Consider the following 21,323-nt stretch of genomic DNA (forward strand, 5'->3'; position numbering starts at 1 on the left):
TGTCTTGATACCAAAAAGTATTCAAAAAAGATCAAGTCAAAGTTGTCTTTCCAGACGGGACCTGATTTTTGTCTTGACACAAAAACCAGGAAAAAAAGTCAAGGCTGACGATGCTTTTGAACAAAAACTACGGGTCAGTCACTGCCCGAAAACCGAACTCCTCCTTTCACTCGTCAAACAAGGTTTTCTTAGCGAGTGCCATTGCTGTTTCCTTTCCTTGTTTTCCAGTTCAAAACCCTCGTAGGCCGGGCTTTTCGCCTGCCAGCGAAGCGGGGGACTTAAATGTCCCAATGGAAGACTCGTCATCCTGACTCGTTTCAGGATCTATTGGCGAGTTGCTCCAATATTGACCGAAACAGATTGCTGCTGTCTTCACCCTCTTGGTTCTTTATTCTTGGATCTAAAGTCTAATACCTTGTTCTCCTTGCTTATGTTGAGGCGTTGCCCCAAACCCCAAATACTTTTTTGTCTTGATACCAAAAAGTATTCAAAAAAAATCAAGTCTAAGTTGTCTTTCCACGCGCGTCTGGATTTTTTCTTTCCGGCGCACGACCCGGGATACCCGCCAAAAATTCTTCCCTCCATCGCCTCCCCGGGCTACTTTGACTGGCCACCGCCTTTTTGCCTGTTCGCAAAGTGGGGGACTTTGCTATCCTTAGCAGAAGCAAAATCCACAATACTTATGATTGAATAACAGCAGGGGTCATAACTGTGGTCAGCCGGGTCAAGCAGTTCGTTAGCTATTCATTACAAACAACAAAATCGACCTTTTGCTCATTTATTTTCGAAATACTATTGTTTATTTAGTTCAATAGCACTACCTTGGTTCACGATTCAGGTTCAGCACCCCATAATCAACAGCACAGGAGAGGAATACCGATAACAACCGAAGAACCGGGACAGGGCTGTGCAGAATCATCGGTTAACAGCTACCGGAAAAGAGAACGCTATTGACAAACAAGTCGGCATGGCCGGGCAAAAAATAAAAACAGATCTACTCAACCATTGCTGCGGTAGTGGTTATGCCGGAGAATCAAACCGGTACTAAAAAAAGGCCGCCCTGCCGTGGAAAGCTTTCGGGCGACCCAGATGTCAATAACTAGATTAACACACTTTAAATTTAAAAAAAATGGCAAACATTGATGACTACAATGCCAAATTAGCCGAAATTCAGGCTATTCCCGACGAGGAAGTAAAAGAACCCGGTATTCCTGTTGACGTTTTCTTGCAGGAAGCTGAAAACCTGCATCACTGGAGCCTCGACGATTCCGACTCCTTAAAAGTGGTTGGAATTACCAAGGCGATGATTGACGAACTGCCTGTTCGGGCAGGGGCCTGCCGCGAAGCTCAGTCGATATGGAACAAAGACTTTCGTTCGCAACAAGAAGCACAGCAACAATGGGGCGAACAGTCGCCCATTGCGTACGACCTGCGCAACGACCTCTTGCAATCGCTGCGTTTTGCCTACCGAAACGACCCCGCGTTATTAGGCCGCGTGAGCGCCATAACCGATGGAGCCGGACATGCCGATATGATTCAGGATCTGAACGACATCGCCGTTTTGGGGCGCGAAAACACCGAGCCGCTACTCGCCATTGGGTTCGACCTTAGTCAGCTCGACCTGGCTGCCACCCGCGCCGATGAACTGGCCGACCTGCTGGCCGAAGCCAATGGTGACAAAGCCGACAACAACGAATCGAAAGTGATGCGCGACAAAGCGTATACTCACCTAAAAGCGTTGGTGGATGAAATTCGGGAAGCCGGAAAGTATGTGTTCCGAAATGATCAGAAGCGCCTAAATGGGTACTCCAGCCAATACTGGAAAAAACTACACCGAAAACAAAGCAGCAATAGTACTGAAACTGCTGAATAATAGCGTCCTGCACCATTACCGGGCGTCCTGCGAACCTGTGGGGCGCCCTGCTTAATTTTACCCCTCCCTGCACCGATTTTAGGCGTCCCTGCGCTGCAGGATTACAAAAAAGTGCCGCAGGGCGGGAAAAAAGGCCGCAGGAATGGCCAAAAACGGCGCAGGATCACAAAAGAGGCCGAAGGGAACCACAAAAGTGGTGCAGGACAGATAAAGAAGCCACTCCAAGGAGTACCCGAGCGCAGCGAGGGGGAGGTGGTTGTTATCCCATTGAAATGTCATGATTGAAAGATCAGATTTGATTTATTTTGAAAATTGCCCGAACTTGAAATGAAAAATGGTCAAGCTAAACAACCGGACTTACCTCAAGGATATTCGCAAGAGGCTGCGAAACCATTCCACAGCAGCCGAAGCAACACTCTGGAAGACATTAAAGAAGAAACAGGTAGCAGGGTTGAAATTCCGTCGGCAGCATGCTGTTGGTAACTATATCCTGGATTTCTATTGCCCGGAAATCCAACTGGGAATTGAACTGGATGGGGAATTCCACGCTGGTCCCGCAGCCGAAGAAGATGATCGCAATCGTGATTCCTACTTTAACTCACCTGGAATCGAAGTTCTCCACTTCGAAAACCGATGGGTGTTTGAATATCCCCAGGACATTGTGGAGGCTATTTTGGAGGTAAAGACCAAACGAACACAGCAAAAGTCCTGATCCATCCTGAAAAGAGAGCTGAACCACCTCCCTCCCGGTAAACCGGGAGTACTCCTCCTTGGAATAGGAGGAGAATTTACGGCAGTGACACTCCGCTTGCCTTTAGCTTTCACCCAAGCGAAAAATCTCCTAACCCCATTTACCGCAGTGACAAGCTCCAAACTCCCGGGAGAAAAATTTAGTACCGTGACAACACGTTTGCTTCAAGCTCCAAACCCACGAAGAACCACCAGGCCCATTTTCTCCTCCTATTATAGGAGGAGTACCCAAGCGCAGCGAGGGGGAGGTGGTTTTCCTTTTCAAGAGCTTGTCCGGCTTTTGACGGAAGGAGTGCCCGAGTATAGCGAGTGAATACCGTTTTAAAGGTTATTCCAGTCGAAACCGGAAAAAACAAAACCGAAACAGGAAAGCTTTTCAACACCACAATCAAATCCGAGGTCCGAGGAGTGTCTGCTTAAGATACCGAAGGAAAAAACAAACAATTTGATTTTCTGTGCGTTTCAGTTAAAACAAGCTTAAAGTATTAAAAATATGGAATTTAACGAAAAAATTAAAACCGAATTAGAAGGAAGAATCAAAAAAGTGGAAGACCTTATTGCAAAAAAAGGAATCGGCTCGAAACAGCTTAAAAAAGTAAGAAAAACACAACGCAATGTGAATATGGCTGTTATTGTAGGTAGCCTGATTACTCTTGCAGGAATTACCGTGTGGGCAATGAGTAATAGCCACAAAGAAGATTAGCAGTCTACCTGATTGAACCCGTTGGTACACCAACAGCAAATGCCCTTCTGGGGGTATTTGTTAAATGATTCATCTTCCCTTTACACCCACCCGGGAGCGTATTATTCCGTTGATGTTAAGCTCCGACCAGGGGTGAGGCCAATAAGCATTGCAGCAAATTAACAGAACTACTGCTGAACCGGATCATATTCCCAGACTTTCCTGTTTCATCCTTTCGAACACTCCGAACATACCATACATGCAACCGCGCGATAGCGAAGAGTTGCATCGTTCCTATTTAGTTTCGCACAACACCAGCCCATTCAGTTCATTTTTATTTCTTAAAATAATAGCACCTGATCTGATCAATGGATAAATTCCAGCATCAATACCGCATACCGTCAGCCCGCCTGCAAAATTGGGATTACAGTTCGAACGCTACCTATTTTGTAACCATCTGCACCGGTGGACGGGAATGTTATTTCGGCCATGTGCAGGACAGGGAAATGGTTTTGTCGGAAACAGGCCGTTTGGTCAATTCAGAATGGTTGAAAACAGTTGACATGCGCAGGGATATGAATTTAACGACGGGCGAATAGGTGGTTATGCCCAATCATTTTCATGCGATCGTTATTATTGGTGCAAACGATTATAACCTGCACGGTAATGGCGGAAATGACAGAGACGCGATGCATCGAACCCAAAACCCGGACAAGGGTAGAAATGGGTGGTGGGGTTTTTAACCACGCATTAAAAAAAATCCCCCGACAAAATCACAGCGCATCGAACACAACCCGCAGTTCGTTATAGTAGATCGTTGTGGTGGCTTCAAAGCCGGAGTCGGTTCCAACGATCAGCCATACGTTGCCGTCCGCGTCCGAGGTCACCGTAAAAGGCTCACTGTTGCTCACTGTTTTCAGGGTATATACTTCCTGATCCGTATCGTTCGAAAAATCGCCCAAGACCAGCATGTCCATGCCGCCCTGGCTTTGGTTGCCCTTGTCGATGTTCATACGGTAGTAGCCCATGTTATCCTCTTCCGGAAGGGGTTCCGTGGTGGTAGCCCCAGCTTTAATGTAGACCGATTCGCCCGGACTTCCGCCAACACCCACCTGGTCATCAGGCACATTCGATGCAAATTCGACCGTAAAGGACACATAATAGGTGGTGTTGGGTTCCAGGTCCGAAACGCCGGTTTTCATATACATAAACAAGTCATCGCTCATGTTCGTACCCGAAAGCTTGATGGCTCCTTCGGTTTCATCCAGCGGTGCCGGCAGCATGGCTTCGTCAAAAGTCAGCTCGTAGGCCTCTTCCTCGCCCACAGGATAATCGGCGAAGCCGCCAACCCATCCTTCGGCCCCGGCATTAAAACTATACGAAAGCTCAACTTGGCCAATCCCATCGTCTTCATCGTCACTACACGATGTCAAGGCTATCAATAAAAGCCCTGCTAAAATTATTCTGCTTATCATCTTTCAAAATTTTTAATGGTTATTCAATATTCACTAAAAGATGATCTGAAATAAGCTTGCCAAACACCAAAAGATGAATCGCCCAGTTGCTTATGGCGCTCAAAAACAGAAAATCTAGCGATTCCAGCAGCAGGCAACGATCCAGGAACCGACAGCAGGGCGGCCAGTTGTGGAAAATTTTTCCTACCCGTGGAAACCCTTTCATAGGCCAACGAAGTTATAACGGTGGAATTTGCTTTGCCTGTCTTGCCAACTCTTGAAGGTTCGCCAAGCTTGCCAGCGTTTGGCAATTACTCGACTGAAATCGACGCCCCCGGGCTACGGGTTTTCAAAAACAGCAAACAGTCTGGAAAAGGGGAAAGGGCAAATTTGTGGCACCAGCGGTGATTTCCTAACTTTAAGAACATGAAAAACAATCTGTAAATATGCACATCGTTTATGAATCTGATATAGAATTTTTCCAGAAGATGCTACTTCACTGGTATGCTGAAAATGGACGGAGCTTTCCTTGGAGGAATAAATCGGCGTCAAACTATGTCCTTATTATTTCTGAAGTTTTTTTGCAACGCACAAAAGCAGAAACCGTTGCTCGTTTTCTTCCATCCTTTCTAAAAAAATATCCTTCGTGGAAGCAGTTGGGAGAGGCAAATGAAGAAGAACTACAAGAAGTGCTAAGACCTATCGGATTGTATAAACAGCGCGGAACCCGACTATACCAATTGGCCCAAGAGTTAAAGAAAAAGAAAGGCCGATTCCCAAAAAAACGTAATCAAGTGGAAGATTTAGCGATGATGGGGCAGTATATTACGAATGCCTTTGAACTGTATGTATTGAAAAAGAAAGCTCCACTGCTTGATGTAAACATGGCCCGGTTACTTGAGCGCTTCTTTGGTGAGCGAAAAATGGCTGATATCCGGCATGACCCATATCTTCAAACACTTGCTTACCGGGTTGTGGATACTGAGAAATCTAGAGAAATAAACTGGGCAATTTTAGACTTTGGTGCACTAGTCTGTAGGAAAATCGCGCCGAAGTGCTATATTTGCTCATTATCAAAAAAATGTAAATACTATAACCAAAATGGTTGACAACATCTGTGAACATCTCAGAAAGCTCTCTGTTGAGAGCTGTTTTGAACTTTCGGCGTTTAGAAATGGGTGGAGCACATGGAAGATAGAAATCCAAAATATTCTTGGGCCTTCCTTCGACGAGTCTGACATTATTAATCTCGGGGATCATCTGTCCTCAATTTTTGGAACGACTGGAAAGGCAGGAAGAAGTCAAAGCGAGGTATCGGGTGGCGGATACGGATGGGAAGGGTTGATATGCTGGTACTTAAATCTCAATATGATCGGAAGTCGAGCAGTTGCAGTACGAAAAATATCAGCGTTACCTAGCTCTCTGAGAGATTCTATTTCTGTAAATTATGGAAACTTCCGAAGCAACACAGAGTCTGATATTACTGTTGTAATTTTCCCAGCTGTGAACGAATTCACCTCGGATAAAAACAATCTAACCATAACCAATAGAGGAGGGAGATCAATCCCCTTAACAGTTCGTAATAAGTACAACATAAAACCCATCTTGGAAAGACTCGCAGAAATTCATTTTGATCGTTTTGAGCTGGGGATAATACAATGCAAAACTAACTGGAACGACAACGCGCAGATACCAATGCTATGGAGCATGATATATGAAGCGAACTCATTTAGTAACCGTGCAATTTCGGTTGGAAGAAATGGATATAGCATAAGTGATTTAAGACACTTCACATACTCTTTTTGTACAGTTCCAACAAACAGTCTAGATAACTACACGCAGAACTCAACCTCAGTAAATAGAGTAAGAAATTTGACTGGAGGAAATTACTGGGGGAACATATCCAGTAATGGAATAGCCTCCTCCGTTAAAGAAATATTCAATAATAATTTCAAAAGTGCGTTTTCTCCTAATCAACGAACTACACTGAGAAACTCGTTGTCTGAAATAGCAAGCGAACTAAGTTATTTCGACATTAGTTAATTTTCTTTAGAATTTCCATTGCGATGGCTCTTGCCATCAATGGAGGTACGGCATTTCCTACGAGAGTATATTGTGGTACTTCGTCTTTTCTTTTATTTCCTCCTGTTGAGCGCTTTCCTTGGAAAACAAAACTATCATCAAAAGATTGAAGTCTTGCCATTTCCCGAACAGTAAGTGCTCTGGGATTTGAATAATGAATGTAATCGTCTGGCATAGTCATGATTGTAGGACTTTGTTTCGTTGGATCAAGTACATTATAATTTCTCTTCTTTGATGTTAACTTTTTTTCGTTTAGCTCCATTTTTGCTAAATCGTAATCTCCAGCTTTTCTAATCACATCCAATCGAGTCACTACTAAATCCGACTGTTTACTTGCCTGGTGATTATGGAGTTCTGCGAACTGAAAATTCCCATTTTTGAATTCATTGAAATTACCAACATACACAGGTTGTTTTACTTTAATATCTGGTCTTATTCGACCTTCTTTACTCCATTCATAAAATGTTTTACCTTCTTCCTCACTTTTTCTTCCTCCAATCTCTCTTTTGAAAATGGGAAAACCATTCAGTCTCTTTGATTTTGAGTTATACTTTATTGCCTTATCTCCTGCATTAAGAAAATCCAAATCATATAAGGCTTCGCCTACACCAACTTTCACATCTTTGCCAACTGAATACGGAATTTCACGAATTAGCTTTTGATCGTTTCGACATCCAATAAACAAGACACGCTCCCTATTCTGTGGCACCCCATAATTGGAAGAGTTTGCAACATAAGGTTCATCAATCTGATACAATCTAAGCTTATTCAGCAGTGAATCGAACTCATCGCCCAATCCAATCAATTTTGCTTCATCTCTAATTTTTTCAAAACAATCATCTAGTGAATACGAAAGAACATCAAAACCAAAAGTCAATTTGTCGATCTCTTCAAACTTGTGATTTTCAGCCAATTCACGTATTGCGTCTTTAATTTCAGCAATTATTGAATCAACACTAATAAAATCCAAAAAGGAATTAAATTTCTCAGCAAACCTATCATTATCGACATAACAAGCATCTTTGATCTTAACAATATCTCGCTTGGCCTTTTCTAGTTCATTCCGCTTCTGAAGCAAATATATTCCATGCTTCACAGTCAGAATCCTTTTATCTGTCTTGTTCTTCTGATAGTCAAAATAAGTGCTAGTTGACTTAACAAATAATTGCTCTAGAAAATTTAAATAATTAGAAAGTTCTATTGCTTGGTCATCAAGGCTTTTACTCTCTATTTTCGTTATCCACAACAAACATTCAAGTTCAAAAATGTTATTGGGTAATTTATTCTTCAGTTTATTCACGAAACTAACCAACTTGGGATACTCTCTATGATCAATTATCGATCTAATTTCTTTCAAAATCATGTCCTTGACTTTACCTCCTTCTTTCGTGAGAATCCCTTTAACATTTTCCATTACAAAATACTTGGGCTTCAATTGTGTAATAACTTTCAAGTAATGAGAGAATAAATCATCCTTTTTATCGAACTTCTTACGCTTCCCCGCAAGGCTAAAACTTTGGCATGGTGGCCCCCCACAAACGACATCAACTCTTTTATCTTTTAACTTGGCCAACAGGTTTTCAATAAAATCAGGCTCTGTAATATCTTGCCTTATAAACTCAGTACCTAACCCTAATTGATAATTATAGCGAACACGATGTGTTAAATCACAGTTCTCATTAATATCACTAGCCAACAAAAAATCAAACACATTATTGTGATAATCTGCCTGTAAAAAACCCTCACTAAATCCTCCAGCACCTGCAAAAAGATCAATAAAGGTAAAAAAGGTTTTATATAGCTTTGGATCTGATTCAACAATGTCCAGTTCTTTATCATCCTTGTGCTTATTAACAAAGCTCTTTAAATCTTGCTGGATATGCTCTTTCGTTACCGATGAAAACTCATGCTGCTCAATCAATTCCTCTGCCCGATATCGAAGCGACGAAAGAAAAGCATTTTTTCGCACAGAGTCTTTGTCGTAAACCACAGCTTGTTTTTGCTTATTCCAGTGTTTTGGATCAACTTTGTAACCTGTACCAACTTTAATGGTATTTTTCTTGCAATATATTTTTAAGTGAATGTTACAAGCCCCACTCTTATCGGCTTTGTCATCGAGATAGTAATTAACTGTTGCCATTTTATTACGGATAAAATTACGAATACGGACAAATTTACGGACAAGAAATGAGAACATTGCTAATCATATCTATTTTTTCAAAGGAAGTTTTCAACAATCAAACATTAAACTCAATTAGTTCCCATAGTATCAAATGATTTATCCCAAGAAATATCTAATCTGCAACAATGCTTCTCGTTTTGGCATCGTGCACATCCATGCTTATAAAGATAGCGAAGTTTTTTACGGGCGGGTTGCAGGATGCTGTTATTCGTTGGCTTGGCCTGCCTTTCCGCACCGGCTTGCGTCTGATGCTAGTGCTCTTGCTCTCAGTTAATTCAGACTAATTCCGAATAACATAAAAAAATACAAGAGGCCGCATCAAACGATCTGGCTTTTCCTATATTTGAACGCACAAATGTTTAACCAACAACAACTGATGAGATGAAATACATCTACCTGCTCTTCCCGGTTTTATTGCTACTGCTTGCGCTTCCGGGGCAAGCCCAGGATCGCATTATTACCTGGAAAAAGGACACCATTTCCTGTACCATTACCAACCAGGGGGCACATTATATCCGTTTCACCGTTGAACAAAACGGGGTAAAAACAAAAGGGAAAATTAACCGTTCGGAAACCAGAGAGGTTATTTATGACGAAGGGAGCAAGCTCGCTGAACTCGTAAATGGGGAGCCCTACCACTGGCGGGTAGCTGCATCGGGTGGCTTAGGCTATTTGCTGGGCGACACCGATCCCGGGCGGGAAAGCTTCAGGATGCAGGGACTCCGGCAGGCGGAGATTGACGATTATTTCGACCAGATCCTGTGGGGATGGCAGTCGTCGGCCTCGGTTCACTACTTCCTGCAGCAGGACCTGGCAGTGGGCTTGCAGTATCGCTTCTTCAAATCGACAGCGGATGTTTGGGCTACCTTTGATCCGCAGGATGGCGTGAACCTGTATCATGGTCCGCTGAAGGAAACCATGTACGTCAATTTTGTGGGGCCTTCGCTATACACCGAGTATTCGTTGTCGCGCAATCACCAGCTGCGTTTCTCAGGATCCATCGCTATGGGAATAGCCTTTTACCGCGATGAAGCCACCCTGCTGGAGACCAATGTGCTGATGACCGGTAAGGCTTTTGGCGGCTTTTCGGAACTGGGGCTGGAATACTTTATGGCTCCCCGCCTGTCGGTGGGTATCAGCCTGAGTACCTTTTTGTCAAGTCTTGGCAAGCTCAAATACGACAACGGCACCAGTTCCGGCACTTACAAGCTGGAAGATGAAGAAATTCAAAGCATCGCGTCGTTCGATCTGTCGGCCGGCCTTCGTTATTACTTTTAAACTACCCGGGCATGAAATCATTGATCCATTTCTTTTTAATTGTTATCCTGGCTTTGTTGGCCGGAAGTTGCAACAACGATTTTCTGAATAACACCGAACCGACAACCTTCTATACGATTGAGGAACCACTGGTTATTTCCTCGCAACAGCCACAAGGATCGATCTCGTTCCACCTTCCCGAAGCAGGCGATCGTCACTATTACATTCGGACTCACCCTAAGTGGATGAATATTGAGCCCACGCAGGGTCGCTTTTCGGGTGGAGCCATTCCCTTCCTCTACACGATGAGCCAGCCGGATTACCAAACCGGCGACGACTACTATTCCGGGTGGCTGGAGATCATGGTGGAGGATATTGGCTACTACCAGGTTCAGGTGTGGTATGGCCATTTTGATCAATCTACCGATACCATCGGTAACGGGGGAAATGGTCATGGCGGACAGGAACCTCCCATTACCAATAATGGGCGGGTTTCGCCAATAAAGGGAATCGTTACAGATGCCTTGTATGATAAAAGCGGCGATCTACTGGTGATTGCAACGAAAAACCCGAACCAGTTGCTCATACGCAATACCCAACTCGACCTTCCTTCAACCATCGAACTGGATAAAAGCCCCCAATGCCTGGAGCTGACACCGGATGGAAAACTATTGGTAGGCTACACGGTCGCCTATCTTTCAGTGGTTAACATACAGGCGTTGTCCATTGAAAAAACCTACACGCTAAACTGTGTTCCCTTCGACCTGGCAGCAGGTGACAATGGCTGGTGTTACATTTCGCCATCGGGCAGCGACTTCGATAACCTTCGCAACCTAAACCTGGAAACGGGTGAAATAACGCAGTCAAGTAGTCATCCGTCGCACCATTTTCACGGCGGAACGTGGCTCATGAAGGTTAAGGATCAGCCCTATCTGTTAGCGAGCCGCACATCGGTGTCGCCCAGCGGTGTCTTGCTCTTTGATATCAGCCAGGGCTTGCCGAAGGACACCATCGCGTATTGGCATGAAGACCTGCAACGTTTCTGGCCCATGCAAAACGGCCAACATATGCTGACCACCCGGGGGAAAGTTTATTTTATACCGGCCTATACTACAAAATGGGAGCCGATTGCAACGTTCGACCTTTACGGCGAGCTGAACACGCGAATGAATTTCATCAGTTCGTTCGACGAATCGGAACCAACCAACAGTTTGTTTGTCGCAGAAGGAACGACAGTCTATAAAAACTACAGTCAGCAGGAAACGGGGCTTATTGAGCAATTTGATGCGACCAACCTGAACCGGTTAAACACCTATCCTCTCTCGCCCTATGAAGTGGATGAGTTCGGCAACCTCAGCGAAGCAAAGCTCGAAGTATGGTATGTGTTTGTCAACAGCCAGGGAAAAGAATTGTATGCACTCAGGCGCAATGCCAATGAGGCGTATCGGGATCGTTGGTCGCTCGAAGTGTTTGAGGTAGAATAACCGATATTCCGGATGAGGTGGAGTGCCAATCCGTTTTCTTTTTTGCTTGCAATTCGATGTCGCTTACTTCAGAAGGATCTTATGAATTTCCAATTGGAAGTCTTCGGCTTTTTTGTTGCCGATTAACAAGGCAATTTCTTCGATATGTGTAGCCGAAAAATTGGGCTGATCCAACTTGCGCCCTCTAAACGAAGGATACATACTTGCCAACGGAATTTCGATGGTTTGCCATTCTCCCGATGTTTCGAAATAGGCGATGTAAGAATATCGATCGCTGGTATTGGCATAAATTCGTGCCTGGTATCTTTTGCCATCGCCTTTTAAATACAAGGTCAGCGTTTTTGCATTCGCTATTTCCAGTGGGTCGAAACGGTAATGCACCGATGCAAACCCACCGTTGTTCTCCAGCGAAACCTTTCCTTTAAACAGTCCGTTTCCATCGGCGTTTAAGTCGAAGGTTGATGTTGACCGCCCACCCATGACGCCATCGTTTACCACAAACCACGCTTGTAAATCACTGTTTTCCGAAAAGTCGACTAGTATCATAGGATTCATTGTTAAAGTGAGCAAAACAAACGTTGCAATTTGTAGCATACAGCCAATCGTTTAAATCATTCGAACTTGAATTTCAACCCGATAGTCGTTTAAACCATTCCAGAAAGCTAAAGTTCAAAAGGAGGCTGGCACCATTTCTTTTGGCAGGTGTTGGGGTGTTGGGGCGTTGCCCCAAGCCCCAATTACTTTTTTGTCTTGATACCAAAAAGTATTCAAAAAAGATCAAGTCAACGTTATCCTTCCACGCGCGTCAGGATTTTTTCTTTCCGGCGCACTACCCGGGATACCCGCCAAAAATCCTTCCCTCCACCACCGGCCCGGGCTACTTTGACAGGCCTTCGCGCTTTTCAGCTGATTACTGCTATCTCACCGTCTTGGTTCTTTATTCTTTATTCTAATATCTATCGTCTTGTTCTTATTGCAGTTTATTCTTCTTCGTCGGGGTCTACAAACGGCCGCACAGTGCATTCATATTCTGTTTTTGTGACATCATTTTTGGTCAGCCATTTCTCTGAAATCGTCATCGAATAAATATGGTCTCCCTTATTTTGCAAGTCCCACACAATTCCGTCAGCCTCCGGAAAGGATGTCCGCCCCTCCAGTTGATCGCTTAGTAAGCGGTTAAGTAAATTGCTTTCTGAAAGACCATAACTTAGTGCTTTCAATGCGTTTTCTTTTGTGATCTCCTCCGGATCATTGTTTTGTCCCGTAATTTCGAACTGGATGATATTTACCTTGCCCTGTGGAAATTTTCCGTTGTAGGCCTTGTAAAGCAACTGATTAATGTTGAATAAATCGTGGTGAAGGTCGATCTCCGAATAATTCTCAAAGACTTTTACCCGTAACATTTCGTGCGAAAGATTATCAATCTGTCCTTCGGCGAGGACATCCGAAAGCTTGTAGTCAAGCAGAATGGCAGCTGCTTCGTTTGGTTCAAAGTCGGAAATGGCCATAAAAAGGAATTCCTCCAATTCTGCTGGTTTTAATTGATCCGAATCAGGATACTCAAACCGTGTCAGCAATTCCTTATAGTCGTCATTATTCCAGACCCCTTCCAGCTCCCCGGTCGATTTTACATCGTTTATTTTTACTAAATACTTCATTCAACTTGCATGTTGGTTTCAATACTACTAACTCCCGGCATGGATGATTAGTTCATTTTTATTGACTCCGAGAACTCCTGAACAGATCAAGTCGCTGATTCGTACTTACAATCCTGACTTAATTAGCATGGATTCATCATCCCATTTTAACGGCAACCTATCTGCATGAGGTCTTAATCTTCGATCCATGGGTTGCGGGATTTTAACAGGCGAAAAGCCGGGCCGATGCTGCATGTCGGACTCTCCCCTGAGCGCAACCTGTTGAGTCCGGCTTGTTTTGTATCCGAAAAAAAGATTGTACATTTGTAGCCAGCCTAGTGGAAAGATTTGAGATTGATTGCAACCACGTTAAAAAAATGCTAAAGCAATCGCTTTAACACGACCGCATTCATTCAATCTCCATCTTATTTCACAGGTAACTATTAGCCCGGCAGTTTTTGTCTGAGCTTACAATTGTTTATTTAATAGACTTAAAGATATGAGTTATTTATTTACGAGTGAATCGGTATCCGAGGGACACCCGGATAAAGTTTCTGACCAGATTTCAGATGCCTTGCTGGATGAATTCCTGGCTTTTGATCCGGATTCGAAAGTGGCCATCGAAACCCTGGTAACTACCGGACAGGTTGTATTGGCCGGCGAGGTAAAATCGAAAACCTATGTTGACGTACAGGAAACTGCCCGAAAAGTAATCAACCAGATTGGTTACACCAAGGCAGCCTATCGCTTCGACGGGGATTCATGTGGGGTGTTAACTGCAATACATGAGCAAAGCCCGGATATTAACCGGGGAGTTGACAAAACAGACAAGATGGATCAGGGAGCTGGCGACCAGGGCATGATGTTTGGTTACGCCAGCAAAGAAACAGACGATTACATGCCGCTCGCATTGGAGCTATCACACCGCATTTTGAAGGAATTGGCTGCTGTCCGTCGCAATGGAAAGGACATGACCTATTTGCGTCCCGATTCAAAATCGCAGGTCACCATCGAATACAACGATGACAACTCACCAAAACGAGTGGATACCATCGTCGTTTCAACCCAGCACGATGAGTTTGACGATGACGAACCGATGTTGGCAAAAATCAAGGAAGATGTGATCAATATCCTGATGCCACGTGTAATTGCTCAATTACCCGAGCGGGTGAAAGCGCTGTTTGGCGACGACATTATATACCATGTCAACCCAACCGGTAAGTTTGTAATTGGAGGTCCTCATGGTGATACCGGACTAACCGGACGCAAAATCATAGTGGATACTTATGGAGGTAAAGGAGCACACGGTGGTGGTGCTTTCTCTGGTAAAGATCCCTCAAAAGTTGACCGTTCGGCAGCTTATGCTTCGCGCCATATAGCTAAAAACTTGGTGGCAGCCGGGGTTGCCGATGAGATTTTGGTTCAGCTGGCCTATGCGATTGGAGTGGCTCATCCGGTAGGGATTTTTGTGAATACCTACGGAACAGCCAATGTGAAATTAGATGATGGTACCATTGCCCAAAAGGTAAAGGAAATCTTTGACCTGCGGCCGGCCGCCATCGAGGAACGTTTGAAATTGCGTAACCCGATTTACCAGGAAACAGCAGCGTATGGACATATGGGACGTACTCCTGAGGTTAAAGTAAAAACATTTGAGTCTCCGTATTTAGGAAAAATCGAGAAGGAAGTGGAACTATTTACCTGGGAGAAACTCGACTATATTGATCAGATAAAAGCTAGTTTTGGTATCTAGCAAATCGAAGGATAAAATAAAATCCGGGCTGATATCAGCCCGGATTTTTTTAGTTATTTAATGGACCCCATGTCATTTTAGACGAAGAAAAACGAATTTGTCTTATTTCTGGTTGAGATCCCGTATTTTCTGATTGTCCTCAAAGATACTCTCTTCGATTATTTTACCATCTTGCGACTTTAAAGTAACTGCCCCTTGAAGTGTGTCATTCACCCACGTTCCTTCAAGTTGATTGCCATTTGGGTAGAAAAGTATGCCCTTGCCATTTCTCAAATTGTTTTTAAATTCTCCAACAAATCGTTGTTCGTTTTCCCAAACGAAAGTTCCTTTTCCCTCTCGTTTGTCATCTTTCCATTCGCCCCAATAACCCAGTTCCGGTTGAAATTTCATTAAGTAGGTATCCGGGTTTTTGACTTGCTTTATCACTTTGAATTTCAACGGGTATTTTTTTATCGCCGGAAGCAGGTAGCGTCCTGTTGAAGAATAGCCAAGTTGGTCTAAAACGACATAGTCGGTGCCTTTACTTTTCAAAAACTCAATTTGTTCCTCGGTGTTCAGCGTGTTTTTGTAGCCGGTAACATATTTGTTCGAAAAAAGAAAAAACAACTGTCCTTTGCGGCAGCAGGTTACTGAACTATCGGGTGCATTTGCTTTAACCCATTCGGCAAGTTCGAAATAGTTTCTATACTTGTCCGGATATTTGCTTTTGGCTTTCTTTTCAATAAATCAACAGCTTTTGAAGCATATGAACTACTACTGATCAGAACAAGAACAACAACCGCTATTTGAACTACGGCAGGCTTTTTCAGTTTTAAGAATTTTTGAGTGGTTAGCATCAGCAGTTCAATGATGCCATTAACAAATAAAAAGGTAAACAGAGGAATTAGTGGAAGCATAAAATCGAACCCCGTACCAGACTTCCGGCCACAAAAGTAAAATCCCGAAATAGGAAGCAAGATAGAAGAAAATGAGGTTGAAGTACTTCTTCGTTCGAAAAAGTCCAAATAACATGAAGGCGACCAGAACAAGCCCGATTATCCATTCGGTACTTGAAATGGCCTCTTTGTAGTTTGCATTTGGTATAAAATTGAACACCCCTGATGGAATTTCACGTGTGATATAGCGCTCCAGATTGTGCCAGAATCTTGTAAACCAATCTCCAAATTCCATCTGTCCTAGCTCCGGGCGATAAGGATTTTTCCGAATTAATTGTTTCGCATAAGCATTGCCGCCTAGCTGCATGCTCCTCAGATACCAGGGTAGAATAGACAGTAAAAAACCAAGAACCAGCGTGGCAATATAGGCCCATTTCTTTTTGAAAGCCATATATGCAACAGTACCAATTACTAAAGCTAAACCAGTTGACCGAATATAATACGTGATAGGAATAGTGACCAGAAGCAGCAGAAATAGCGGATTCTTATAAAATACTTTATCCAGATTGAGTTTTGTAACCAGCCAAATTGAAAGTAGTGAAAAGAATAGAAAGGGAATCTCACTCATCATGATAACCGAATAGCTCAACAGGTGATAATTCAATAAGGAAATCAAACTGGTGATAAAAGCAACATGAATGCTGCCTGAAAGCTGATACAGTATTAAAAACAGCAGTCCGATTGATGCAAGGAGAAAGAAACCGTTTACTTTTTTAATAAATAGAATATCGTTGGTGAAAATGGTTGATACCGCTGCAATAACTGCTGGATAACCCGGAGGAAAATGGTTGTGTGCTACTTTTTCTTTTGTATGAATGTTGGTAAAACCTTGTCCGCTTTCGATTGCATTTCCTAAAATATAATAGGCAGCATTATCTCCCCCAAGATTAATTTTTTCATCAAAAACACGATCGTAGGTTTTGAAAAAAGATACTACGAGTATCAAAATGTAGACAATTACGAAGATTTTGTTCCATCCTTTTTTATCAATCTTATCGTTCTTTTTGGTTTTAACTGACTTTGACATGATTCGGGTTAAATGTTGTTGATTCGAGCGTCTTATGCTAAACTTGCTGCAAGTTATAAAAAAACATTTCATGGTGAATATAAAATTTATCATTAGTGTCCGGTTAAAATTTCAAATGATGGGCTAAAGCCCGCGTCATATCTGGCATTCACTAACCCCGGGATTAATCCCGGGGTTAGTCATCGCACTAGAGCGTACGGGCTTTAGCCCATAACTCCATCTTGTTGAATATCAAATGTTCTATTTTCATTCGTTTCTCGCATCACCCAAGTTTTTATTTTTCCCAGACAACAGTGAAAATTTATAACTACAAGCACTTAGTTTATTCTAATATAACAGTAGCTTTTTCATATTCGAGTTTAGCAAAAAACGAGCATTGTAAAGCAAAACTGACGGGTTACAAAGGACGATTATTATGCAAGAAACAAGAATGCCAAAATTATTTTAATTAGCTGATCCAACATGACCATTGTTTGAGTTCAATTCTTTAGGCAGGATTTCAAACCCAAACTTTAAATCCGTATTTTCGCTGAAAAATTACAGCATGGCAACCTTTCTGTTTGATGAAGTTATCTTTGGTCCGGTAAAAAGTCGTCGGTTGGGCGTTTCGCTTGGCATAAACCTGCTACCTACCGACAGCAAAGTGTGCTCGTTCGATTGTATTTACTGCGAATGTGGCTGGAACCCCGAAAAGCGTGGAAAGAAAGCCGATTTGCCAAGTCGCGGGTTAGTGGCCGACCGTTTGGAACAAAAGCTGAAAAGCATGCTCGAGGAAGGCCAACTGCCCGATGTAATTACTTTTGCCGGAAATGGCGAGCCCACACTTCACCCCAGGTTCCCGGAGATTATTGACGACACCATTACACTGCGCGACCGGTTTGCTCCCAACTGTCGTATTGCCGTGCTTTCCAACTCCACCATGATTCATCGGGAGCCCGTGTTTCAAGCGCTCCTGAAAATAAAAGACAACATCCTGAAACTGGATTCGGCGATTCCGGAAACCGTTGAATTACTCGACTGCCCGGTTGGCTCCTTTGATCTTGGGCGAACCATCGAACAGCTGAAGCGATTTGGGCAGCATGCCATCATTCAAACCATGTTCTTGCGAGGAACATTCAAAGGGCAAACCGTAGACAACACCACCGAGGAAGAATTGTCAGCCTGGCTAAAAGCTCTGAAAGACATTCAACCCAAACAGGTTATGATTTATACCGTTGCCCGCGATACGCCCGCTGAAGGATTGGAAAAAGTATCGTTGGAACAACTGAATCAAATTGCCAGCCGTGTGAAAGCAGCCGGACTGGATGTGCAAGTTTCGGGTTAAGATGTAAGATGATATCGTTCCGCTACTTCACCTCGAATAGCTCGATACCAACCACATTCGTCTAATTCAGAATAGGGAAAGATTATTTTGGAACGATTTGATGCAACGTCAAAACATGAATTTCGTCTTTGTTTAAGCTTTCTATTTGTAATAATTTCGTCAGATAAATACTTATTGTGTTAGAGACTTTACAACTTTTAGCCATATGAAGAGAATTAACTTGGAAACACTGTTTCTTGCAGCCTTATTGGTGTTTGTAATAAATACCGCCAGCTACGCACAGAAAACCCGCGATGAAATTGCCGACCAGTATAAATGGGACTTAACCGACCTGTTTCGTTCAGATGATGCATGGCGCTCTGCCGTTGCAGATTTGACCAAAAAACTGGATGAGGTCGAGAAATTTAAAGGAACAATTACGCAGTCGCCCGAAAACCTGTTAAACGTTCTGACTTTTAACAGCGAGCTGTCAAAAGAGGCTTCAAAAATTTACCTCTATGCCGGGATGAACTCAGACCTGGATATGCGCGACATGAAGTACAACGGCATGAAACAGGAATTGCAGTCGTTATTTTCCTCCTTTGGTGCAAAAGCGGCCTTTATCGAACCGGAGATTTTAGAAACCGATTGGGAAACCATTGATGCTTATATTAAATCGGAGCCCAAGCTGGAAATATATCGCATGCCCTTAGAAAATATGTTTCGCACCAAAGCACACTCGCTGAGTGAAAAGGAAGAGCGCATCATGGCACTTTCAGGAACAGTGACCTCGGTGCCACAAGCTGTTTTCGGAACCTTTTCGAATGCCGAAATGCCAAAGCCTGAAGTAACACTTTCGGACGGTACACAGTTGGAAATTGGAAGTGCAGAATACAGTCGTTACCGGGCTTCGGACAACCGAGCTGACCGCGAAATCGTATTTGATGCCTACTGGAACAACTTTGCCCGATTTCAAGGTACCTACGGCGAGATTCTCAACGGTAATGTCAAAGCTCACATTTTCAATGCCCGTGCACGCCATTACGATTCGTCGCTTGAAGCGTCGCTTTATCCCAACAACATTTCGGTCGATGTTTATCATTCGCTGGTTGACAATGTGAATAAAAACCTGCCGGCTTTTCACCGTTACCTGAAAATCAAAAAACGCATGATGGATGTGGATACGCTGAAGTACCTGGACTTATATGCGCCGGTTGTCAAGGACGTCGATTTAAACTACAGCTACGACGAAGGAACTGCTATTATTTTGGATGCCTTAAAACCAATGGGTGACGAATACACCAATACCGTCAAAAAGGCGATCGACGAGCGCTGGATTGATGTTTATCCGACTCCCGGAAAGCGATCAGGAGCTTATTCAAATGGGGCTTTTTACGAAGGGCATCCTTTTATATTACTAAACTACAACGATCTTTATGAAGATGTGAGTACCCTGGCGCATGAGCTGGGACACACCATGCAAAGCTACTTTTCGAATAAAACACAGCCATATCCTACGGCCGGCTACACCACTTTTGTTGCCGAAGTAGCTTCTACCTTCAACGAAGTTCTGCTGTTCAACTACATGATGAACAAAGTTGATGATGATGATGTTAAACTGTCTTTATTGATGAATTGGCTCGACCGTTTTAAAGGGACCTTATTCCGTCAAACTCAATTTGCTGAATTTGAATTGAAGATACACGAAGAAGGTGAAAAAGGGAAACCACTAACCGGAGAAACGTTTTCGGAAATTTATACCGATATTGTGAATCGATATTATGGGCACGAAGATGAAGTTTGCTATGTAAACGACTATATCAATATGGAATGGGCATTTATCCCTCATTTCTACTATAACTTTTACGTTTACCAATATAGCACCTCATTTACGGCTTCAATTTCGTTGGCTGAAAAAGTAATGAGTGGCGACAAGCAAGCCCTGAAAAATTACATGGATTTCTTGTCAGCCGGAGGATCGGACTATCCAATCCAATTGTTAAAAAATGCCGGAGTTGACATGACCAGCAACGAACCATTCGATAAAGCCATTGCTGCCATGAACAAAGCGATGGATGAGATTGAAAAAATACTGGACAAGAAGGAGAAAGAGTAACCTAGTTACTGACTGTCCACTTAAGCCGGCTTTCCAATGGAAAGCCGGCTTTTTAATTTTCTCCCCATCAGAGAAAGCAAATGGGGTTTATCGATCAACTTTTCACTTTCGCGATCCCCCCTACTTTCTTACCTTTGCCATTCGCACAAACTCGGAACCCGAAACTAAAAACTGAATACATGGCAAAAGTGAATTGGAAACCCGGAACAATGGTGTACCCATTGCCTGCCGTTTTGGTGAGCTGCGGTGTTACGCCGGAGGAACAAAACCTAATTACCATTGCCTGGACCGGCACTATCTGTAGCGATCCGCCAATGTGCTACATCTCTGTGAGGCCAAGTCGCCATTCGTACGAAATTATTAAACGAACTGGCGAATATGTGATCAACCTAACGACGGCGGAACTTGCCCGTGCTACTGACTGGTGTGGGGTGAGGTCGGGCAAAAAGTTTGACAAGTGGAAGGAAATGGGCTTAACGCGTGCTCCCGCAAGTGTGGTTCAGGTTCCCATCATTGAAGAGGCACCCATCAGCATCGAATGCAAAGTTAAAGACATTATTGCACTGGGGACCCACGACATGTTTATCTCCGAGGTAGTGAATGTGATTGCTGACGAACAATACATCGACCCAAAAACCGGGGCTTTCAGCTTAAAAAAGGCCAGTCCCATTTGTTATTCGCATGGTCACTATTTTGAACTGGGTAAAGCCATTGGCAAATTTGGCTGGTCGGTGCAAAAAAAGAAGAAACGCAAAAAGAAAAAACCAGGGAATTGAACTATTCTTAAA

At 43.4% G+C, this 21,323-nt stretch carries 21 protein-coding genes; 15 read left to right on the top strand and 6 right to left on the bottom strand.

Translation table 11 applies throughout. From position 1 onward, the window contains the following. The 7 genes from GR929_RS21895 to GR929_RS10220 form a co-directional block, all read left to right on the top strand. Positions 1-244: hypothetical protein (locus GR929_RS21895; RefSeq protein WP_235934264.1), on the top strand; the 244-nt coding region annotated here is incomplete at its 5' end. A gap of 663 nt (positions 245-907) precedes the next feature. Beyond that, positions 908-1,048: a hypothetical protein gene (locus GR929_RS10195; RefSeq protein ID WP_159519409.1), complete on the top strand. Its 141-nt coding sequence runs from the start codon at positions 908-910 to the stop codon at positions 1,046-1,048. 81 nt (positions 1,049-1,129) lie between these two features. Next, the gene (locus tag GR929_RS10200) at positions 1,130-1,873 is read left to right on the top strand and encodes a hypothetical protein (protein ID WP_159519411.1); all 744 of its coding nucleotides are present in this window, start codon (positions 1,130-1,132) and stop codon (positions 1,871-1,873) included. Positions 1,874-2,207: 334 nt separating this feature from the next. Continuing rightward, positions 2,208-2,585, top strand: a complete 378-nt coding sequence (locus GR929_RS10205; protein WP_159519413.1) for an endonuclease domain-containing protein — start codon at positions 2,208-2,210, stop codon at positions 2,583-2,585. Positions 2,586-3,116: 531 nt separating this feature from the next. Then, the gene (locus GR929_RS10210; RefSeq protein ID WP_159519415.1) at positions 3,117-3,326 is read left to right on the top strand and encodes a hypothetical protein; all 210 of its coding nucleotides are present in this window, start codon (positions 3,117-3,119) and stop codon (positions 3,324-3,326) included. A gap of 347 nt (positions 3,327-3,673) precedes the next feature. Next, entirely contained in the window at positions 3,674-3,904 is a 231-nt protein-coding gene (locus tag GR929_RS10215; protein WP_159519417.1) for a hypothetical protein, read from the top strand. 6 nt (positions 3,905-3,910) lie between these two features. Further along, on the top strand, positions 3,911-4,048 hold the full coding sequence (locus GR929_RS10220; RefSeq protein ID WP_159519419.1) for a hypothetical protein: 138 nt from the start codon (positions 3,911-3,913) through the stop codon (positions 4,046-4,048). A gap of 30 nt (positions 4,049-4,078) precedes the next feature. On the opposite strand, the gene GR929_RS10225 is transcribed toward GR929_RS10220, so the two are convergent. After that, complete coding sequence (locus GR929_RS10225) at positions 4,079-4,780, bottom strand: hypothetical protein (protein WP_159519421.1); 702 nt, start codon at positions 4,778-4,780, stop codon at positions 4,079-4,081. 425 nt (positions 4,781-5,205) lie between these two features. On the opposite strand from GR929_RS10225, the gene GR929_RS10230 reads away from it, so the two are divergent. Together GR929_RS10230 and GR929_RS10235 are read left to right on the top strand one after the other, a co-directional pair. Then, a complete protein-coding gene (locus tag GR929_RS10230; RefSeq protein ID WP_159519423.1) occupies positions 5,206-5,868 on the top strand; it encodes an HhH-GPD family protein in 663 nt (220 codons plus the stop codon). Continuing rightward, positions 5,861-6,802 carry a hypothetical protein gene (locus GR929_RS10235; RefSeq protein ID WP_159519425.1) on the top strand — a complete coding sequence of 314 codons (942 nt, stop codon included), beginning with the start codon at positions 5,861-5,863 and terminating at the stop codon, positions 6,800-6,802. The genes GR929_RS10230 and GR929_RS10235 overlap by 8 nt, the downstream gene beginning before the upstream one ends. On the opposite strand, the gene GR929_RS10240 is transcribed toward GR929_RS10235, so the two are convergent. Beyond that, on the bottom strand, positions 6,795-8,981 hold the full coding sequence (locus tag GR929_RS10240; protein WP_159519427.1) for a DNA cytosine methyltransferase: 2,187 nt from the start codon (positions 8,979-8,981) through the stop codon (positions 6,795-6,797). The genes GR929_RS10235 and GR929_RS10240 overlap by 8 nt on opposite strands. Positions 8,982-9,404: 423 nt before the next feature. Between GR929_RS10240 and GR929_RS10245 the strand changes: the two genes are divergently transcribed. Continuing rightward, positions 9,405-10,301, top strand: a complete 897-nt coding sequence (locus GR929_RS10245) for a hypothetical protein (RefSeq protein WP_159519429.1) — start codon at positions 9,405-9,407, stop codon at positions 10,299-10,301. 11 nt (positions 10,302-10,312) lie between these two features. Continuing rightward, positions 10,313-11,764, top strand: coding sequence for a YncE family protein (locus GR929_RS10250; RefSeq protein WP_159519431.1), 1,452 nt, complete (start codon positions 10,313-10,315; stop codon positions 11,762-11,764). A 63-nt stretch (positions 11,765-11,827) separates the two neighbouring features. On the opposite strand, the gene GR929_RS10255 is transcribed toward GR929_RS10250, so the two are convergent. Continuing rightward, positions 11,828-12,358: a CIA30 family protein gene (locus tag GR929_RS10255; RefSeq protein ID WP_201300964.1), complete on the bottom strand. Its 531-nt coding sequence runs from the start codon at positions 12,356-12,358 to the stop codon at positions 11,828-11,830. Between the two features lie 386 nt (positions 12,359-12,744). Further along, a complete protein-coding gene (locus GR929_RS10260; protein WP_159519433.1) occupies positions 12,745-13,422 on the bottom strand; it encodes a hypothetical protein in 678 nt (225 codons plus the stop codon). Between the two features lie 478 nt (positions 13,423-13,900). On the opposite strand from GR929_RS10260, the gene metK reads away from it, so the two are divergent. Then, positions 13,901-15,154, top strand: a complete 1,254-nt coding sequence (metK, locus tag GR929_RS10265; RefSeq protein ID WP_159519434.1) for a methionine adenosyltransferase — start codon at positions 13,901-13,903, stop codon at positions 15,152-15,154. Between the two features lie 102 nt (positions 15,155-15,256). Here metK and GR929_RS10270 read toward each other — a convergent pair whose 3' ends face one another. After that, complete coding sequence (locus tag GR929_RS10270) at positions 15,257-15,685, bottom strand: MORN repeat-containing protein (RefSeq protein WP_159519436.1); 429 nt, start codon at positions 15,683-15,685, stop codon at positions 15,257-15,259. 324 nt (positions 15,686-16,009) lie between these two features. Beyond that, positions 16,010-17,116, bottom strand: a complete 1,107-nt coding sequence (locus GR929_RS10275) for a dolichyl-phosphate-mannose--protein mannosyltransferase (protein ID WP_159519438.1) — start codon at positions 17,114-17,116, stop codon at positions 16,010-16,012. 544 nt (positions 17,117-17,660) lie between these two features. Between GR929_RS10275 and GR929_RS10280 the strand changes: the two genes are divergently transcribed. The 3 genes from GR929_RS10280 (at position 17,661) to GR929_RS10290 (ending at position 21,311) form a co-directional block, all read left to right on the top strand. Further along, positions 17,661-18,440 carry a radical SAM protein gene (locus GR929_RS10280; protein WP_159519440.1) on the top strand — a complete coding sequence of 260 codons (780 nt, stop codon included), beginning with the start codon at positions 17,661-17,663 and terminating at the stop codon, positions 18,438-18,440. Between the two features lie 205 nt (positions 18,441-18,645). Then, positions 18,646-20,535 carry an oligoendopeptidase F gene (pepF, locus tag GR929_RS10285; protein WP_159519442.1) on the top strand — a complete coding sequence of 630 codons (1,890 nt, stop codon included), beginning with the start codon at positions 18,646-18,648 and terminating at the stop codon, positions 20,533-20,535. 179 nt (positions 20,536-20,714) lie between these two features. After that, complete coding sequence (locus GR929_RS10290; RefSeq protein WP_159519444.1) at positions 20,715-21,311, top strand: flavin reductase family protein; 597 nt, start codon at positions 20,715-20,717, stop codon at positions 21,309-21,311. Positions 21,312-21,323: the final 12 nt, after the last annotated feature.

The organism is Sunxiuqinia indica (assembly GCF_009847015.1).
Classification (GTDB): Bacteria; Bacteroidota; Bacteroidia; order Bacteroidales; family Prolixibacteraceae; genus Sunxiuqinia; species Sunxiuqinia indica.

Coding starts and splice junctions, on each gene's coding strand:
- GR929_RS10290 (WP_159519444.1), top strand. CDS start 20,715: ATGGCAAAAGTGAATTGGAAACCCGGAACAATGGTGTACCCATTGCCT.
- GR929_RS10225 (WP_159519421.1), bottom strand. CDS start 4,780: ATGATAAGCAGAATAATTTTAGCAGGGCTTTTATTGATAGCCTTGACA.
- GR929_RS10235 (WP_159519425.1), top strand. CDS start 5,861: ATGGTTGACAACATCTGTGAACATCTCAGAAAGCTCTCTGTTGAGAGC.
- GR929_RS10245 (WP_159519429.1), top strand. CDS start 9,405: ATGAAATACATCTACCTGCTCTTCCCGGTTTTATTGCTACTGCTTGCG.
- GR929_RS10275 (WP_159519438.1), bottom strand. CDS start 17,116: ATGTCAAAGTCAGTTAAAACCAAAAAGAACGATAAGATTGATAAAAAA.
- GR929_RS10220 (WP_159519419.1), top strand. CDS start 3,911: ATGCCCAATCATTTTCATGCGATCGTTATTATTGGTGCAAACGATTAT.
- GR929_RS10230 (WP_159519423.1), top strand. CDS start 5,206: ATGCACATCGTTTATGAATCTGATATAGAATTTTTCCAGAAGATGCTA.
- GR929_RS10260 (WP_159519433.1), bottom strand. CDS start 13,422: ATGAAGTATTTAGTAAAAATAAACGATGTAAAATCGACCGGGGAGCTG.
- GR929_RS10210 (WP_159519415.1), top strand. CDS start 3,117: ATGGAATTTAACGAAAAAATTAAAACCGAATTAGAAGGAAGAATCAAA.
- pepF (WP_159519442.1), top strand. CDS start 18,646: ATGAAGAGAATTAACTTGGAAACACTGTTTCTTGCAGCCTTATTGGTG.
- GR929_RS10280 (WP_159519440.1), top strand. CDS start 17,661: ATGGCAACCTTTCTGTTTGATGAAGTTATCTTTGGTCCGGTAAAAAGT.
- metK (WP_159519434.1), top strand. CDS start 13,901: ATGAGTTATTTATTTACGAGTGAATCGGTATCCGAGGGACACCCGGAT.
- GR929_RS10205 (WP_159519413.1), top strand. CDS start 2,208: ATGGTCAAGCTAAACAACCGGACTTACCTCAAGGATATTCGCAAGAGG.
- GR929_RS10215 (WP_159519417.1), top strand. CDS start 3,674: ATGGATAAATTCCAGCATCAATACCGCATACCGTCAGCCCGCCTGCAA.
- GR929_RS10200 (WP_159519411.1), top strand. CDS start 1,130: ATGGCAAACATTGATGACTACAATGCCAAATTAGCCGAAATTCAGGCT.
- GR929_RS10255 (WP_201300964.1), bottom strand. CDS start 12,358: ATGCTACAAATTGCAACGTTTGTTTTGCTCACTTTAACAATGAATCCT.
- GR929_RS10240 (WP_159519427.1), bottom strand. CDS start 8,981: ATGGCAACAGTTAATTACTATCTCGATGACAAAGCCGATAAGAGTGGG.
- GR929_RS10250 (WP_159519431.1), top strand. CDS start 10,313: ATGAAATCATTGATCCATTTCTTTTTAATTGTTATCCTGGCTTTGTTG.